This window comes from Luteimonas sp. MC1828 (assembly GCF_016461615.1).
Taxonomy (GTDB): domain Bacteria; phylum Pseudomonadota; class Gammaproteobacteria; order Xanthomonadales; family Xanthomonadaceae; genus Luteimonas.
Window position 1 is genome coordinate 163,721 of the sequence record NZ_JAEMNY010000001.1, and the last position, 15,934, is coordinate 179,654.

Sequence of the window (15,934 nt, forward strand, 5' to 3'; positions counted from 1 at the left end):
GGGACCGCCGCGCAGTACCCGCCCACCTCCCAACCAGGCCAAGACCCATGCAGCGGGGACCAGCCGGCGGAGTTCCCGTACACCCTCCGGACCCGCCAACCAAGAGAAGGCCCCGGAACAATCACGTCGCCTGGGACTAAAATGCCCCAATGAACGCCATTCCCAGCATCCGTCACGCCGGCAGCGCCGGCAGCCTTGAAGAGTGGGCATTCGGCCCGGCGCCGCGCCGCGCCACGCGGCAGGTGCGGGTGGGCAACGCGCTGATCGGCGGGGATGCGCCGGTGGTGGTGCAGTCGATGACCAACACCGATACCGCGGATGTGGCGTCCACCACGAAGCAGGTGGCGGAGCTGTGGCGCGCGGGTTCGGAGCTGGTGCGGGTCACGGTGAACAATCCCGAGTCGGCCGCGGCGGTACCGCGGATCGTCGAGAAGCTGGCGATGATGGGCATCGAGGTGCCGATCGTCGGCGACTTCCACTACAACGGGCACCAGCTGCTGGCGGCGGAGCCGGCATGTGCCGAGGCCCTGGCCAAGTACCGCATCAACCCGGGCAACGTCGGGTTCGGCAGGAAGCGTGACACGCAGTTCGCGCAGCTCATCGAGTTCGCGATGCGCTACGGCAAGCCGGTGCGCATCGGGGTCAACTGGGGTTCGCTGGACCAGTCGCTGGCGGCCGCGTTGATGGATGAGAACGCGCTGCGCGCCGAGCCCTGGGACGCAGGACGCGTGCTGCGCGAGGCGCTGATCCGCTCGGCGCTGGATTCGGCGGCGCGCGCGGTGGAGCTGGGCCTGGGTGCCGACAGGATCGTGCTCAGCTGCAAGGTCAGCGGCGTGCAGGAACTGATCGCGGTGTATCGCGACCTGGCGGTGCGCAGCGATTTCGCGCTGCACCTCGGCCTCACCGAGGCCGGCATCGGCAGCAAGGGCATCGTCGCCTCCGCCGCGGCGCTCGCGGTGCTGATGCAGGAAGGCATCGGCGACACGATCCGCATCTCGCTGACGCCCGAGCCGGGCGCGCCGCGCACGCAGGAAGTGGTGGTGGCGCAGGAACTGCTGCAGACCATGGGCCTGCGCGCGTTCACCCCGATGGTCACCGCCTGCCCGGGCTGCGGGCGCACCACGTCGGAGTTCTTCCAGGAGCTGGCCAAGGTCGTGCAGGAGCATGTGCGCGCGAAGATGCCGGAGTGGAAGATCAGCCACCCGGGCGCCGAGCACATGACGCTTGCGGTCATGGGCTGCGTGGTCAACGGCCCGGGCGAGTCGCGGCATGCCGACATCGGCATCTCGCTGCCGGGAACCGGCGAGGCGCCATCGGCGCCGGTATTCATCGATGGCGAGAAAGCGCTCACGCTGCGCGGCGGCAACATCGCCGCCGAGTTCGTCGGCCTGATCGACAGCTACGTCGACCGACGCTATGGCCGCGCCCCGCACGCCGGCTGAGGCGATCGGGAACCTGCTGTCGGACGCCCGCTTCGGCGCGGGTTTCCTGCAGCGCCACGGCTGGCGCCTGGTGCTGGTGTTCGTCGGTCTGCTGCTTCCGCTGTGGGGCTTCGCCGAGCTCGCCGACGAGGTGCTGGAGGGCGAGCCGTTCGATTTCGACGAGCCGATCCTGCTGTTCGCGCGCGAGGCGGCGGCGGGCGGGCTGGACCGGCTGTTCCTGCTCGCCTCCAAACTGGGCTACGAGTGGGGCGTGGTGCCGGTCGACATCCTGCTGGTGCTGGGCCTGGCCCTGGCGCGGCGGCACCGCGAGGGCCTGTTCGCGGGGGTCGCGCTGGCGGGCTCCGCGCTGCTCAACATCGCCGCCAAGCAGGCGTTCGCCCGCGACCGCCCTTCGCTGTGGGAGTCGATCGCGCCCGAGCACAATTTCAGCTTCCCGAGCGGCCACGCCATGGGGTCGATGACGCTGGCGATGGTGCTGGTCCTGCTCTGCTGGCACACGCGCTGGCGCTGGCCGCTGCTGGCAGCGATGGCGCTGTTCGTGACGCTGGTCGGGCTGTCGCGCGTCTACCTGGGGGTGCATTACCCCTCCGACATCCTCGCGGGATGGACGGCCGCGCTCGCGTGGACGGCCGCGACCTGGCTGCTTGTCAACCGCAGGGTGGCGCCGGCTGACGCACAGGGCTTGCGACAGCCCGCGGAGTAACGGATGCTCGGCGGCGGTGGACCGTGACGACAGTCACGATCAGCCGATGCCGGGGGGCACCGCATGGGCCGGGTCACAGCAACGCGGCCGCGTGGACGAGTGTCGACACACACGTATCCAGACCACGTTCCAGGGGAGAAGTCATGACCACGAAGCCATCAGTGGTGGCGGCAGTTGCCGTTGCCATCGTGGTGTCGGCTGCGGCCGCCGCCACCATCGGATCGAAATCCAGGCCAGCGACGTCGGCCACCGTACAGTCTGCGGTCCTCGCGGGCGCGCCGGTCGCCGGTGCCGCGGCGCGCGCGCCAAAGGACGCGGCTGAGCCGCACATCGTGCTGTTCAACGAACCCGCCCTGGCCGCCTATCGCGGCGGGGTGCGCGGCCTCGCGGCCCCGGCGCGAAGCGCTGGCGGGCGCCTCGACGCCGCCAGCCGTTCGGCCGTTGCCTATGTCGAATACCTGCGCAGCCGCCAGGCGGCGCGTGAGTCCGACATCGGCCGTGCCCTCGGCCGCAGCCTGCAGGTCGGCCATCGCATGCAGCACGCGGTGAACGGCATCGTGGTCGCCTTGACGCCCGCCGAAGCTGCACAGGTGGGACGGATGCGCGATGTGCGCCTGGTCGAGGGCTACCGCGAGTACGCGCTCGATACCGACACCGGTCCCGCCCATATCGGTGCACGGTCCGTGTGGTCCGGCAGCGCGGCCGGCGGCGCGTTCCAGGGTGAAGGCATGGTGGCCGCCATCCTGGACTCGGGCATCAACTTCGGCAGCCCGTCGTTCGCGGCGGTCGACCCGGTCGACGGCCATGTGCACGTCAACCCGCTTGGCGCCGGCAACTACCTCGGCACCTGCGCACCCGGCGGCATCGACGAAGGTCGCTGCAACGACAAGCTGATCGGCGGCTACGACTTCGTGTGCGCGGCGCCGGGCAATGCCTGCTCCAACCCGGGGTTCCGCGAGGAGCCCGGCTTTGGCGACACCAACTCGCACGGCAGCCACGTTGCGTCGACCGTCGCCGGCAACCGCCGCGTGGTCGCGATCAGCGGCGCGCAGGCGTCGATTTCCGGCGTCGCGCCGCGTGCCGGCGTGGTGGCGTTCGACATCTGCTACACCAACATCTCCACCGGCCAGGGCCTGTGCCCGAACGTGTCGGCGGTCGCGGCGATCGACCAGATCGTGATCGACGGCGTGGCGGACGTCATCAACTACTCCATCGGCGGTGGTGCGCAGCCGTGGGGCGAGGCGGTCTCGCTGGCCTTCCTCAACGTGGTGGAAGCGGGCGTGTTCGTGGCGGCCTCCGCCGGCAACAGTGGTCCCGCGGCCGGCACGCTCGGCCACGTGGAGCCGTGGGTGTCCTCGACCGCGGCGGCGCGCCACGGGCGCGAGGGCTACTCGTTCCTGATGCAGGTCACCGGGCCGGGCACCGTGCCCGAGCCGTTGACGGCCATCGAGCTCTCCACCGGCGCCAACGGTGTCGGACACACCGCGGCGTACCCGGCCAGCACGCCGCTGCGCGTCAGCCCCGCGATCGATGCGGTCGACGACGGCTGCGCGGGCTACCCGGCCGGCACCTTCAACGGTGCGATCGCCGTGGTCCGCCGTGGCAGCTGCAGCTTCACCATCAAGACCAATGCCGCGTCCGCGGCGGGTGCGGTGGCGGTGGTGATCGCCAACAACCTGCCGGAAGTGCTGGTGCCTTCGGTGCCCGACACCACCGTGCCGGCATTCGGCGTGACCCAGGCGGAGGGCAACGCACTGCGTGACTTCAACGTCGCCAATCCGCCGGCCACCGCGACCATCGGTTATCCGGCGGCGCCGCTGCCGAACACAGCCGACGCACTGGCGGCGTTCAGCTCGCGCGGCCCGGCAGGCACCTTCAGCCTGATCAAGCCCGACGTCACCGCGCCCGGCTACGCCATCCTGGCCGCCGTGGCCGGCACCACCATCAGCGGGTCGGAGAACGCGGTGGGCCTGATCAGCGGCACGTCGATGGCGTCGCCGCACCAGGCGGGTGCTGCTGCCCTCGTGCGCCAGGCGCGTCCGGGCTGGAGCGTGTCCGAGGTGAAGTCGGCGCTGGCGATGACCGCCACCGGCACGGTCTTCCTCGAAGACGAAGTGACGCCTGCCAATCCGTTCGCGCGCGGTTCGGGGCGCATCCGGGTCGACCAGGCGGTGCGCGCCGGCCTGGTGCTGGATGAAACCGCGGCCAACTACAGCGCGGCCAATCCGGCGACGGGTGGCGACCCCGCCACGCTGAACCTGCCGAGCCTGGCCGACCGCAACTGCGACGGGGGCTGCACGTTCACCCGCACCTTCCGCAACGTGGACGGCCGCACCCAGGACTGGGCGGCCAGCCTGAGTGGCCTGCGTGGGCGCGTGCACCCGATCTTCGCGCGCGTGCCGGCCAACGGCAGCGTGACCTTCGAAGTGACCATCGACAGCAGCAACCTGCCCAACAACGGCAGCTGGAGCTTCGGCAAACTGCGGCTCGCGCCGAGCGGCGTGAAGGGTGGCAAGGCGAATCCGGTGCTGAACCTGCCGATCGGCGTGGCGGTGCAGCCGCCGGTGCTGGTGCTGCCGGCGCTCGTGCAGGCCAGCATCGCGGCCGGTGGCCAGGGCTCGGTGGCGATTCCGATGTCCAACGCGGGCGGTTCGGCGTTGGCCTGGTCGGTCGACAACACCGGCAATGCGATCAGCAGGCTGGTCGATATCTGGCGCGGCGCGGTCACCAGTGGCTTCCGTGCCAGCCGGTACAGCGATCCGGCATCGGCGGGTGGCCTGCTGGCCCAGTTCTCCAGCGACGACTTCACCGTCGAGACGAGCACGCGTATCACCAGGATCACGGCCGAGGGCTTCGTGGTCAGCGGCGTCGCGCTCCCCACGGCGTCACCGAACCTGAGCTGGAGCATCTACCCGGATGCCGGCGGCATGCCGGCGGGTAATCCCCACAGCAACCCTGGCGCGGCGGTGTGGGCGCACACGAGGTCGGCGCTTGCCCCGGGCGTGCTGGTGGAGGGTGGCCGCATCGGCCTCGACCTGGTGGCCGCCGGCCAGTCCCTCACGCTCGCCCCGGGTCGCTACTGGGTGGTGATCAACACCGCCGGCACGTTCGCCAACCGCTGGGCGTGGTTCGGCAGCAGCGTCGGGCAGGGCGGCTTTGCCAGCCTCAACGTGGCCGGCGACGGCAGTGGCGCGTGGGCCGCCAACGTGGCGTTCCCCTCGCTCGACCTGCAGGTTGATGGCGAGGTGCCGTGTGGCGCGAGCTGGCTGGGTGCGGTCACGCCGTCGTCGGGTTCGCTGGACGCCGGCGGCTCGCAGTCGCTGGTCGGCACGCTGCTCGGCAACGGGCTGGCGGCGGGCAGCTACTCGGGCTTCGCCTGCGTGGCGAGCAACGACCCGGCCGTAGCGAAGAAAGCGGCACGCGTGGCGCTGACCGTCACGCCGTGATCCCGGGCCTCGCCCGGTCGTGAATGCAAAGGGCCCGGGAAACCGGGCCCTTTGCCGTTGCAGCTCAGCGCTGCGCTATTCCCCGGGCTTGGCAGCCTCGGCCGGGGCGCTCGTCGCGGCGCGCCGCGCCAACTGCACCTCGCGGTGCGCGATATAGATGTTGGCACCCAGGATGATGCCGGCGCCGATGAGGGTCCAGCGCGTGGGCGCCTCGCCGAACAGCAGCCAGGCCGCCACCGCCACCAGCGGCAACTGCATGAAGCTGATCGGCTGCAGCGCCGAGACCTCGCCGATCTTCAGCGCCCGCGTCCACAGCAGCTGGCCACCGGTGCCGAACGCGCCGAGCAGCAGCAGCCACAGCCAGGTGATGCCCTGCGGCCACTCCCAGGCGAACAGTGCCGGCACCAGCGACATCGGCACCCAGAACACGTAGGTGTAGAACACGATGGTGTCGGCGGCGTCCACGCGCGACAGCTGCTTGATCTGGATCGCCACCAGCGCCGAGAGCAGGGCGCCACCCAGCGCCACCAGGCTGCCGGCGCTGAAAGCCTCGCTGCCCGGGCGCACGATCACCAGCACGCCAACCAGGCCGATCACCACCGCCGACCAGCGCCGCATGCGCACGGTTTCGCCGAGGATGAACACCGCGGCCACGGTCGCGAGCAGCGGCGTGGCATACGACAGCGCCACCGCCTGCGCCATCGGCAGGTTGCCCAGCGCCCAGAAGCCGCACAGCATCGACGCCACGCCGATCGCGCAGCGCACCAGGTAACGCGGCAGCTGCGTGGTGCGCGGCAGGCGCCAGCCGTCGCGGAACAGGAACGGCAGCAGGAACAGCAGGCCGAACAGGTTGCGGAAGAACGCGACCTGGTAAGTCGAAAGGTCCGCCGAGGCGATGCGGATCATGACCGCCATCGCCGCGAAGAAGGTGGTGCTGCCGAGCATCAGCAGCGCGGCGCGCGCCTGCGGGCTGGCGGACCCCGGATTCACCAGGCGGCGCCGACGATGCGTGGCTCCGGCTCGAGGGCAACGCCGAAGCGCGCTTCGACCGACGCGGTGATGCGTCGCGCCAGCGCAAGCAGCCCGGCGCCACTGGCACCGCCGTGGTTGACCAGCACCAGGGCGTGCCCGGGCGCCACGCCGGCGTCGCCGTCGCGATGGCCTTTCCAGCCGGCGGCGTCGATCAGCCACGCCGCGGACAGCTTGCGCATGCCAGGCATGCCCGACGCGAAGCAGGGCAGGCGCGGGTGCGCGGCAAGCAGCGCGTCGGCCTGCGCGACCGGCACGATCGGATTCTTGAAGAAGCTGCCGGCGTTGCCGAGCAGGGCCGGATCCGGGAGTTTGCGCCGGCGGATGCGGCACACCGCCTCGGACACCTGCGCCGGGGTCGGCGATTCGATGCGCATGGCCGCGAGCTCCTCGCCAATGCCCACGTAGCCGAGCTCCAGCCGCGGCGTGCGCGCCAGGGCGAACTCCACCGCGGTGACGATCCAGCGTGCGCGCTCGCGCTTGAAGCGGCTGTCGCGGTAGGCGAAGCCGCAGGCCGCGGCATCGAGGCGCACCAGGTGGCCCGCGTCGCGGTCCCAGGCCTCGACCGCGTGCACGTGGCGCTCGATCTCGACACCGTAGGCGCCGATGTTCTGGATCGGCGCGGCGCCGACCGTGCCCGGGATCAGCGACAGGTTCTCCAGCCCGGACAGTCCGAGGGCGAGCGTGTCGAGCACGAAGTCGTGCCAGCCACGACCGGCACCGGCGCGCACGACGACCCTGTCCGCGTCCTCGTCGATCACCGCGACCGCGCTGTCGCGCATGGCCAGCGCAACGCCTTCGAGGTTGGCGGCGAACAGCAGGTTGCTGCCGCCACCGATCACCAGCAGTTCGCCGCCTTGGATCCGCGGGTCGGCGAGTACGGCGGGCAGGGCGGTGGCATCGCCCACCTCGACCAGCCACGCGGCGCGCGCGGGCACGCGGAACGTGGTGCGATCGACCAGGTCGGCGTCGCGGGTCCAGCGCACGGCGTGCGGGGCGTCAATCGGCGTGGCGCTCACAGGTTGGGCAGGTTTCCGCGGCTGGGCGCTTCCTTGCGGCGGCGGATGGCCTCCACGCACTCGCCGATCAGGCGCGGCCCGCGGTACACCAGCCCGGTGTAGAGCTGCACCAGCGTTGCGCCGGCCGCGGTCTTCTTGGCCGCATCGGCGCCGGACATCACCCCGCCCACGCCGATCAGCGGAATACCGTCGGGCAAGCGGGTGCGCAGCATGCGCAGCACCGCGGTGGACTTGTTCATCAGCGGCTCGCCGGACAGCCCCCCCGCCTGTGCCGCATGCCGGTGGCCCTGCACGGCGATGCGCGACACCGTGGTGTTGGTGGCGATCACGCCGTCGACCGAGAGGTCACCGAGCACGCGCGCGGCGGCATCGATGTCCTCGTCGCTGAGGTCGGGTGCGACCTTGACCAGCAGCGGCACGCGGCGGCCGTGGCGCGAGGCCAGCCGCTCCTGTGCTTCGCGCAGTTCGCCGACCAGCCGCCGCAGCGCCTGTTCTTCCTGCAGCTCGCGCAGGCCCGCGGTATTGGGCGATGAAATGTTGACCGTCACGTAGTCGGCGAGCGGATAGACGCGTTCCAGGCAGTGCAGGTAGTCGGTCACCGCGGATTCGTTCGGGGTGTCCTTGTTCTTGCCGATGTTGATGCCGAGCAGGCCACCCTGGCGCCTTGCGCGTTCCACGTTGCGCACCAGCGCATCCACGCCATTGTTGTTGAAGCCCAGCCGGTTGATCAGCGCGCGGTACTGCGGCAGGCGGAACATGCGCGGTGCCTGGTTGCCCGGCTGCGCGCGCGGCGTGACCGTGCCGATCTCGACAAAGCCGAAGCCGAGCGCAAGCAGCGCGTCGATGTGTTCGCCGTTCTTGTCCAGCCCCGCGGCAAGACCCACGGGGTTGGGGAAATCCAGGCCGAAGGCGCGCGTCGGGAACGGGCGCGGCCGGGCGCCGAGCAGGCGCTGCAGCCGCACGCGGTGCAGCGCCTCCATGGACGCCAGGCCGAGCCGGTGTGCACGTTCCGGCTCGAGTGCGAAGAGGAAAGGCCGTGCCAACCCGTACATCGCGTCCTCAGATATCGAACTTGATGCCCTGGGCCAGCGGCAGCGCGTCCGAGTAGTTGATGGTGTTGGTCTGGCGGCGCATGTAGGCGCGCCAGGCGTCCGAGCCGGACTCGCGTCCGCCGCCGGTTTCCTTCTCGCCGCCGAACGCGCCGCCGATCTCGGCGCCCGAGGTGCCGATGTTGACGTTGGCGATGCCGCAGTCAGATCCGGCCGCCGACAGGAACGCCTCGGCGCGCTTGAGGTTGGTGGTGAAGATCGACGACGACAGGCCCTGCGGCACGTCGTTCTGCATCGCGATCGCCTCGTCGAGCTGCGAATACTTCATCACGTACAGGATCGGCGCGAAGGTCTCGGTCTGCACGACTTCGGCGCTGTTGGCCAGGCCGGTGATGATGGTCGGCAGCACGAAGAAGCCCTTGCGGTCGGTGAGCGCGGTGCCGCCACTCTCGACCTTGCCGCCGGCGGCCTTGGCCTGCTCGATCGCCGCCAGGAAGGCGTCGACCGCGGACTGGCTGTTGAGCGGGCCCATGAGGTTTGCGGCATCGGTCGGGTCGCCGATCTTCTTCTCCACCTGCGCGTAGGCGGTCTTCAGCTTGCCCAGCACGTCGTCGAAGATCGACTCGTGGATGAAGACGCGGCGCGTGCTGGTGCAGCGCTGGCCGGCGGTGCCGACGGCGCCGAAGGCGATCGCCGGGATCGCGAGCGCAAGGTCCGCGGTCTCGTCGACGATGATCGCGTTGTTGCCGCCCAGTTCCAGCAGCGAGCGGCCCATGCGGCGCGCGACGCGCTCGCCGACCTGGCGGCCGACGCGCGTGGAGCCGGTGAAGCTCACCAGCGCGATGCGCTTGTCGTCCACGAAGCGCTCGGCAAGGTCGTTGCCGGCATCGTTGAACATGAAGAACAGGTCGGGGAAACCGGCCTTGGCCAGCGCCTCGTTGCAGATGCGCACCGAGGCGATCGCCGACAGCGGGGTCTTGCCCGAGGGCTTCCAGATCGAGATGTCGCCGCACACTGCGGCGATGAACGAGTTCCAGGCCCAGACCGCGACCGGGAAGTTGAACGCCGAGATGATTCCGACGATGCCCAGCGGGTGCCACTGCTCGTACATGCGGTGGCCCGGGCGCTCGGAGTGCATGGTCAGGCCGTAGAGCTGGCGCGACAGTCCGACCGCGAAGTCGCCGATGTCGATCATCTCCTGGACCTCGCCGTCGCCTTCGGGCTTGGACTTGCCCATCTCGAGCGCGACCAGCGAGCCGAGTTCATCCTTGTGCGCGCGCAGCGCGTCGGCGCAAAGGCGGATCGCTTCGCCGCGGCGCGGGGCGGGCGTGGTGCGCCAGACCTTGAACGCGGCCTGCGCGCGCTCGACGATCAGTTCGTAATCGGCCTGCGAGGAGGCATTGACCTTGGCCAGCACCTCGCCAGTGCTCGGGTTGACCGGCTCGAGCACACCGGCATCGGCGGTCTTCGACCATTCGCCACCACCGAGGAAGGTGCCGGACTCGTGGGCGGACAGGCCGAGGGCGGTGAGTACGGGGTGGGACATGGCAGGCTCCTGCGTTCGTGCGCGGCGGCGGGCCCGGGGGCGACCGTCCGTCGATGCGATGAGGGTGGCGCCCCCGGCGCGATTCGAACGCACGACCTTCCCCTTAGGAGGGGGACGCTCTATCCAGCTGAGCTACGGGGGCTGCAACCCGCGATTTTGGCACGCCGTGCATGGTGGCGGCAAAAAGGCCGCGGGAAGGCCCCGAAGTGGCCGGCGCCTGCGCCGCCAAAAAAAAACGCCCGACCTTTCGGGTCGGGCGTCTGGAAATCGTGGTGGAGCGGAGGGGGATCGAACCCCTGACCTTCGCGATGCGAACGCGACGCTCTCCCAGCTGAGCTACCGCCCCACGAGCTGCGGATTCTATACGTTGGTTCCGCCGCTCGGCAAACACTGCGTGCCGCTGGCCAGCAGCGGCGCCAGCGTGGGGGACAGCAGTTCGCGGCGCCAGCCGCCCAGCACCGACCAGTCGCCGTCGTCGAGCAGCGACTCCAGCCGACGCCGCGAGGCGAGCACGCCATCGGGAAGGCCAAGTTCGGCGCTGCGCGCGGCGACGGCGTCCTGGAGGCGGCGGACCGCAGCCTTGTCGCGCTCCTCGGTGCGGATCGGGGGCGCGTCGGCCTCGTCGGCCAGCGGCGTGCCCAGGGCGGCCCAGAGTTCTGCACCCAGCTTGCGCGGCGCCTTGGGGTGGGCATCGAGCAGCTGCTTCAGCGCGCCGGAATCCACGGGGTTGGCGCGCGCGATGCCGGCGGCCAACTCGTTGTCGAGCACCCAGGTGCGCGGCCGGTCGTGTTCGCGCGCCCAGGCGTCGCGCCAGCGCAGCAGCCGCAGCAGGCGGCGCTGGCCGTCGCCATCCAGCGACTGCGCGGCGCGGATCGGCAGGTGTGGCCAGCGCTCCAGGCCATCGCTGCGCGCGGTGTCGCGCATGCGCGCGCAGTCTTCGCGCAGCCAGTCCAGGCGGCCGAGCGCGTCAAGGCGGTCGCGCAGGTGGTCGTGCAGGGCGAACAGATGGCGCACGTCGTCGGCGGCGTACGCAAGCTGCGCTTCGGACAGCGGCCGCCGCAGCCAGTCGGAACGGGTCTCGCCCTTCGACAGCGTCACGCCGAGGATCTCCGCCACCAGCTTCTGGTAGCCGGCGCCGGCCGCAACGCCTGCGATCGCGGCCGCGACCTGGGTGTCGAACAGGCCTTCGGGTACGGCATCGCAGGCACGGCGGAACGCGATCAGGTCCTCGCTGGCGCTGTGCATCACCTTGGTGATCGCGGGGTCGAGCAGGATCGGGCGCAGCGCGTCGCAGGTGCCCGGCGCCAGGGTATCGACCAGCAGGATCTCGTCGTGCACGGCGATCTGCACCAGGGCCAGCTGCGGCCACCAGGTGCGTTCGCGGATGAACTCGGTATCCAGGCCGATGCGCGCGGGGCGTGTTTCGAAGCGGGCGAGCAGGGCGGCCGGCTCGGCGATCCAGCGGAAGTCTTGGTCCATCGGCGCCAGCTTACCGACCGCGCCGTGTGCTCGGCAAACGCAGCAAAGGCAGGTCCGCGAGCCGGGGGCGCTGCGCGGTATCGGCCGCTTGCCGTAATCTGGCGCCCGTGAATGCCCCACGCACAGCCTCTCCCCGACCTCGCCGCCCCCTCCGGGCTGTCGCGTTCATGGCGTTGGCCATGGCGCTTTCGGCCGCTTGCAGCCGCGACGCCGGTGATGCCGACCCGCAGGGCGACGCCGCAGCAGGTGCCGGGGCGGCCGATGGCAACGTCACCATCAGCGGCGATGACAGCATCGCCGAGCGCCTGACGTGGCGCGCGCCGCGCGTGGTCCTGCCGGAGGGCGACGAAGACCTCGCCGCGACGCGCGCGCGCGCGCAGGTCGCGTTGGAATCCGGCGACCTTGATCTCGGCGTGAACTCCGCCATCCCGCTGTACCTCGCCATCCTGGGCCGGGATGGCGACGACCGCGGGGCCCGCGCCGGCCTGGAGCGCGCGCTGCAGGACCTGCTTGCGCAGGGCGACCAGGCACTCGCCGGCGCCGGCGACGACATCACCGCCCTGCGTCGCGCGCAGCAGGTCGCGGCGGTCGCGCGCAGCCTGCGTCCGGCTGACGAGGCGGTGCGTGCGTACCTGGCCAAGGTCGACCGAGCCGAACAGCTGTGGGAACTCAACCGCAGCGCCGAGGGCGAACTGCGCGCCGGTCGCCTGGGCGAAGACGGCGGTGGCGCGCTGGCCCGCGTGCATGAGGTGCTGGCGCTGTCCGAAGGCCAGCCGCGGGCCATGCAGACGCTGGCCGCCATCGAGAGCGCGCTTATCAGGCGCGCCGAAGACGCGGCGGCGAAGGGCGATTTCGACGACGCCGATGCCTGGATTGCGCATGCGGCCAAGGTGCGCGAGGACAGCGCGACGATCCCGGACGCGCGCGAGCGCGTGGCCATCATGCGCCGCGCGCGCGTGCTGGCCCTGCGCGACGAGGCGATGGCCGCGCTGCATGGCGCGGACGGCATCGAACGCGCGCGCGCGCGCCTGGCGCAGATGCTCAACCTGGCCGCGCCCGGCGATCCGGCGGTGGTCGAGCTGCGCGAGCGGATCGACCTGGCGGTGCACTACGGAAATTTCCGCCCCGGTCAGCGCTTCACCGACGGCGCCGGTGGTGGCCGTGGGCCGCAGATGGTGGTGGTGCCGCATGGCGGATTCACCATGGGCGCCGCCGACGATGACCGCGACGCGGAGGACAGCGAGAAACCCAGCCGCAACCTGCGCTTCGACCGCGGCTTCGCGCTGTCGCAGCACGAAGTGACCGTGGCCGAGTTCCGCAGGTTCGTCGACGCGACCGGTCATCGCAGCCGCGCCGAGCGACGCGGGTTCTCGATGGCCTACGACGAGCGCAGCGGCAACTTCGTGCGCCGCAGCAAGGCCGACTGGCGCACCGACTTCTCCGGCAAGGTCGCCGAAGGTGCACTGCCGGTGGTGCACGTCAGCGCGCGCGACGCACAGGCCTATGCGGACTGGCTGGCCTCGGTGACCGGCCAGCGCTACCGCCTGCCGAGCGAGGCCGAGTTCGAGTACGCGCTGCGCGCCGGGGGCAGTGGCCAGTACCCATGGGGCGACGGCGCGCCGCCGGCCGGGGCGGGCAACCTGACCGGCGACAAGGACCGGTCGCCCGGCGGCCGCAGCTGGAGCAACGCCTTCGACGACTACGACGACGGGCACTGGGGTCCGGCTCCGGTGGGAAGCTTCTCCGCGAATGCATTCGGTCTTCACGACCTGGCGGGCAATGTCAGCGAATGGGTCGCCGACTGCTGGCATGACAGCTATCGACGGGCCCCCGCTGACGGCGCAGCCTGGGTGAATCCCGGCTGCCGCACGCAGGTGGTGCGCGGCGGTGCCTGGGCGAGCTCCCCGGTGCAGACACGCAGCGCCTGGCGCGCACCGGCACCGGTCGACAACACCAACGCACGCGTGGGCTTCCGGGTCGCGCGCGACATCTGAATCCAACGGCAGGAGCAAGGCGAATGCGTCAGGACCCGTTCGGGCGGCAACAGCAGCGCCAGTCGTCGTCGCGTCGCGGCTTCAACCCCAGGATCCTGATCCTGATCGCCTTCATCGGCTACGGCGCCTACTACTACTTCTCCAACCAGACCGTCGACCCGGTGACCGGCGAGAAAGTGCTGATCGACAAGTCGCTGTCGATCGAGGACGAGAAGGCGCTGGGCCTGCAGGCCTACGAGGAGATCCTGTCGACCGAACAGCCTGTGGACCCCAACCTGCCGATCGCGCGCGAGATCCGCGAGATCGCGCAGCGCCTGATTGCCAAGGTGCCGGAAGTGGAGGCGGCGCTGGCGGCGGAAAACGGGCAGCAGGCGCCGGGCTTCTCGGCCGGCTTCGAGTGGGACGTCAATGTCATCCAGTCCGAGCAGGCGAATGCCTTCTGCCTGCCCGGGGGCAAGATGGCGGTGTACACCGGCCTGGTGCCGGTGGCGCAGAACGACGATGCGATGGCGGTGGTGATGGGCCACGAGATCGCCCATGCCCTGTTGCGCCACGGTGCCCAGCGCATGGCGCAGCAAAAGCTGACCCAGGTCGGGCAGATGGCGGGCGCCATGAGCGGCATGGACCCGCAGCAGCAACAGATGGTGATGGCGGCGATGGGCTACGGCTACCTGCTGCCGTATGCGCGCAAGCACGAAACCGAAGCCGACGTGGTCGGCCTGATGCTCGCCGCCGCCGCATGCTACGACCCGCAGGAAGCGGTGCCGCTCTGGGAGCGGATGAGCGCGGCCAGCGGTGGCCAGGCGCCGCCCGAGTTCTCGTCCACGCATCCCAATCCAGGCACGCGCATCGAGAACCTGCAGTCGCTGATGCCCAAGGCGATGGAATACCAGAAACGCTTCTGCCCGCAGGGCGCGACCGCGGCGCGCTGAATGCGGGTAAACAGGCTTTTCCGGGCCGCTCAGAAGCTCATGAACATCCCGCCGTTGACGGGAATGTTGGCGCCGGTGATGTAACCGGCGTCCTCGGCGGCGAGGAAGGCTACGGTGCGGGCGATTTCGTCGGGGCGGCCGAGGCGCCCGACCGGCACCTGGGCGACGATGCCAGCGCGGATTTCTTCGGGAATGGCCAGCACCAGCGCCGTCTCGCAATAGCCGGGCGACACCGAGTTGACGGTCACGCCCTTGCGCGCGACCTCGCGCGCCAGCGCCATGGTGAAGCCGTGCATGCCGGCCTTCGCCGCGGCGTAGTTGGTCTGGCCGAACTGCCCGGTCTGGCCGTTGACCGAACTTATGTTGACGATGCGGCCGTGGCCGCGCGCCGCCATGCCGTCGACCGCGTGCCGGCAGAGGTTGAACACGCCGTCGAGGTTCACCGACAGCACCGAATCCCACTGCTCGCGGTCCATCTTGCGCAGCGTACCGTCGCGGGTGATGCCGGCGGCGTTGACCAGCACGTCGAGGCGGCCCTCGCTTTCCTCGACATCGGCCACGAAGCTGCCACAGGCGTCGAAGTCGGCCACATCCAGCGGCAGGAAGGCCACGTCCAGCCCGTCGACCGCGGCTTCGAAGGCTGCGACGCGCGCGGCATCGCGGCCGAGGTCGGCGGCGATCACGCGTTGTCCCGACGCGGCGAGCGTCCGGCAGATGGCCGTGCCCAGCCCGCCGATGCCGCCGGTGACGACGGCAACGCGTTTCCCCGTGGCGGCCGTCACTTGCCGCGCGGCTTCTGGCTGCCGCTCGCCTTGCCGGTCTTGTCGGCCGGCTCGGAGGCCGGGCGCGCTACGCCGCCGACCAGGTTCTTCTGCAGTTCCTGCCACATGGCCATGTTGCGCTCGGTGAGCTGGTTCATCATGGCCCACGGCGTCTGCCCGAGCATGCCGCCCATCTGCTGGCGGAACTGCTGCTGCTGCTCCAGGAACGTATGCATCGAGCGTTCCAGGTAGGTGCCCATGAAGCCCTGCAGCGAGTCGCCGTAGAAGCGGATGATCTGGCTGAGGAGTTCGGTGGACAGCATCGGCTGCCCGTCCTGCTCGTGCTCGGTGATGATCTGCAGCAGCACCTGGCGGGTCAGGTCGTCGCCGCTCTTGGCGTCGCGGACCTCGAAGTCCTCGCCGTCGACGATCAGTTGCCGGACGTCCTCGATGGTGATGTAGCTCGAGATCTCGGTGTCGTACAGACGGCGGTTGGGATACTTCTTGATGACGCGCATGGCCATGGAGCAGGCG

12 protein-coding genes and 2 tRNA genes are annotated in these 15,934 nt (G+C 70.6%); 5 read left to right on the plus strand and 9 right to left on the minus strand.

What is annotated here, in order from left to right:
* Window positions 1-149 precede the first annotated feature (149 nt).
* The 3 genes from ispG (at window position 150) to JHB91_RS00830 (ending at window position 5,591) form a co-directional block, all read left to right on the plus strand.
* Entirely contained in the window at window positions 150-1,442 is a 1,293-nt protein-coding gene (ispG, locus tag JHB91_RS00820; protein ID WP_199470829.1) for a flavodoxin-dependent (E)-4-hydroxy-3-methylbut-2-enyl-diphosphate synthase, read from the plus strand.
* Window positions 1,417-2,145: a phosphatase PAP2 family protein gene (locus JHB91_RS00825; RefSeq protein ID WP_199373037.1), complete on the plus strand. Its 729-nt coding sequence runs from the start codon at window positions 1,417-1,419 to the stop codon at window positions 2,143-2,145. Before ispG ends, JHB91_RS00825 begins: the two co-directional genes overlap by 26 nt.
* 143 nt (window positions 2,146-2,288) lie before the next feature.
* Window positions 2,289-5,591: a S8 family serine peptidase gene (locus JHB91_RS00830; RefSeq protein WP_199470830.1), complete on the plus strand. Its 3,303-nt coding sequence runs from the start codon at window positions 2,289-2,291 to the stop codon at window positions 5,589-5,591.
* A gap of 75 nt (window positions 5,592-5,666) precedes the next feature.
* Here the strand turns inward: JHB91_RS00830 and JHB91_RS00835 are convergent, their stop codons facing one another.
* The 7 genes from JHB91_RS00835 to rnd form a co-directional block, all read right to left on the minus strand.
* Window positions 5,667-6,536, minus strand: coding sequence for a DMT family transporter (locus JHB91_RS00835; protein ID WP_199472603.1), 870 nt, complete (start codon window positions 6,534-6,536; stop codon window positions 5,667-5,669).
* Window positions 6,537-6,577: 41 nt separating this feature from the next.
* Window positions 6,578-7,639 (minus strand): UDP-N-acetylmuramate dehydrogenase, encoded by a 1,062-nt coding sequence (murB, locus tag JHB91_RS00840; RefSeq protein ID WP_343225032.1) that lies wholly within the window; start codon window positions 7,637-7,639, stop codon window positions 6,578-6,580.
* On the minus strand, window positions 7,636-8,691 hold the full coding sequence (locus JHB91_RS00845; RefSeq protein WP_199470832.1) for a quinone-dependent dihydroorotate dehydrogenase: 1,056 nt from the start codon (window positions 8,689-8,691) through the stop codon (window positions 7,636-7,638). The genes murB and JHB91_RS00845 overlap by 4 nt, the downstream gene beginning before the upstream one ends.
* Before the next feature lie 7 nt (window positions 8,692-8,698).
* Window positions 8,699-10,234, minus strand: coding sequence for an aldehyde dehydrogenase family protein (locus JHB91_RS00850; protein ID WP_199470833.1), 1,536 nt, complete (start codon window positions 10,232-10,234; stop codon window positions 8,699-8,701).
* 65 nt (window positions 10,235-10,299) lie between these two features.
* A tRNA-Arg gene (locus JHB91_RS00855) sits at window positions 10,300-10,376 on the minus strand.
* A 128-nt stretch (window positions 10,377-10,504) separates the two neighbouring features.
* A tRNA-Ala gene (locus JHB91_RS00860) sits at window positions 10,505-10,580 on the minus strand.
* A 14-nt stretch (window positions 10,581-10,594) separates the two neighbouring features.
* Window positions 10,595-11,713 (minus strand): ribonuclease D, encoded by a 1,119-nt coding sequence (gene rnd / locus JHB91_RS00865; protein ID WP_199470834.1) that lies wholly within the window; start codon window positions 11,711-11,713, stop codon window positions 10,595-10,597.
* Between the two features lie 179 nt (window positions 11,714-11,892).
* On the opposite strand from rnd, the gene JHB91_RS00870 reads away from it, so the two are divergent.
* Window positions 11,893-13,707, plus strand: coding sequence for a formylglycine-generating enzyme family protein (locus tag JHB91_RS00870; protein ID WP_233398493.1), 1,815 nt, complete (start codon window positions 11,893-11,895; stop codon window positions 13,705-13,707).
* A 23-nt stretch (window positions 13,708-13,730) separates the two neighbouring features.
* Window positions 13,731-14,639 (plus strand): M48 family metallopeptidase, encoded by a 909-nt coding sequence (locus JHB91_RS00875; protein WP_199470836.1) that lies wholly within the window; start codon window positions 13,731-13,733, stop codon window positions 14,637-14,639.
* Window positions 14,640-14,668: 29 nt separating this feature from the next.
* On the opposite strand, the gene phbB is transcribed toward JHB91_RS00875, so the two are convergent.
* Entirely contained in the window at window positions 14,669-15,421 is a 753-nt protein-coding gene (phbB, locus tag JHB91_RS00880) for an acetoacetyl-CoA reductase (protein ID WP_199470837.1), read from the minus strand.
* Window positions 15,418-15,924, minus strand: a complete 507-nt coding sequence (gene phaR / locus JHB91_RS00885) for a polyhydroxyalkanoate synthesis repressor PhaR (protein WP_199373028.1) — start codon at window positions 15,922-15,924, stop codon at window positions 15,418-15,420. The genes phbB and phaR overlap by 4 nt, the downstream gene beginning before the upstream one ends.
* Window positions 15,925-15,934: the final 10 nt, after the last annotated feature.

Coding starts and splice junctions, on each gene's coding strand:
- ispG (WP_199470829.1), top strand. CDS start 150: ATGAACGCCATTCCCAGCATCCGTCACGCCGGCAGCGCCGGCAGCCTT.
- phaR (WP_199373028.1), bottom strand. CDS start 15,924: ATGGCCATGCGCGTCATCAAGAAGTATCCCAACCGCCGTCTGTACGAC.
- JHB91_RS00850 (WP_199470833.1), bottom strand. CDS start 10,234: ATGTCCCACCCCGTACTCACCGCCCTCGGCCTGTCCGCCCACGAGTCC.
- rnd (WP_199470834.1), bottom strand. CDS start 11,713: ATGGACCAAGACTTCCGCTGGATCGCCGAGCCGGCCGCCCTGCTCGCC.
- JHB91_RS00835 (WP_199472603.1), bottom strand. CDS start 6,536: ATGCTCGGCAGCACCACCTTCTTCGCGGCGATGGCGGTCATGATCCGC.
- JHB91_RS00870 (WP_233398493.1), top strand. CDS start 11,893: ATGGCGCTTTCGGCCGCTTGCAGCCGCGACGCCGGTGATGCCGACCCG.
- JHB91_RS00875 (WP_199470836.1), top strand. CDS start 13,731: ATGCGTCAGGACCCGTTCGGGCGGCAACAGCAGCGCCAGTCGTCGTCG.
- JHB91_RS00845 (WP_199470832.1), bottom strand. CDS start 8,691: ATGTACGGGTTGGCACGGCCTTTCCTCTTCGCACTCGAGCCGGAACGT.
- JHB91_RS00825 (WP_199373037.1), top strand. CDS start 1,417: ATGGCCGCGCCCCGCACGCCGGCTGAGGCGATCGGGAACCTGCTGTCG.
- JHB91_RS00830 (WP_199470830.1), top strand. CDS start 2,289: ATGACCACGAAGCCATCAGTGGTGGCGGCAGTTGCCGTTGCCATCGTG.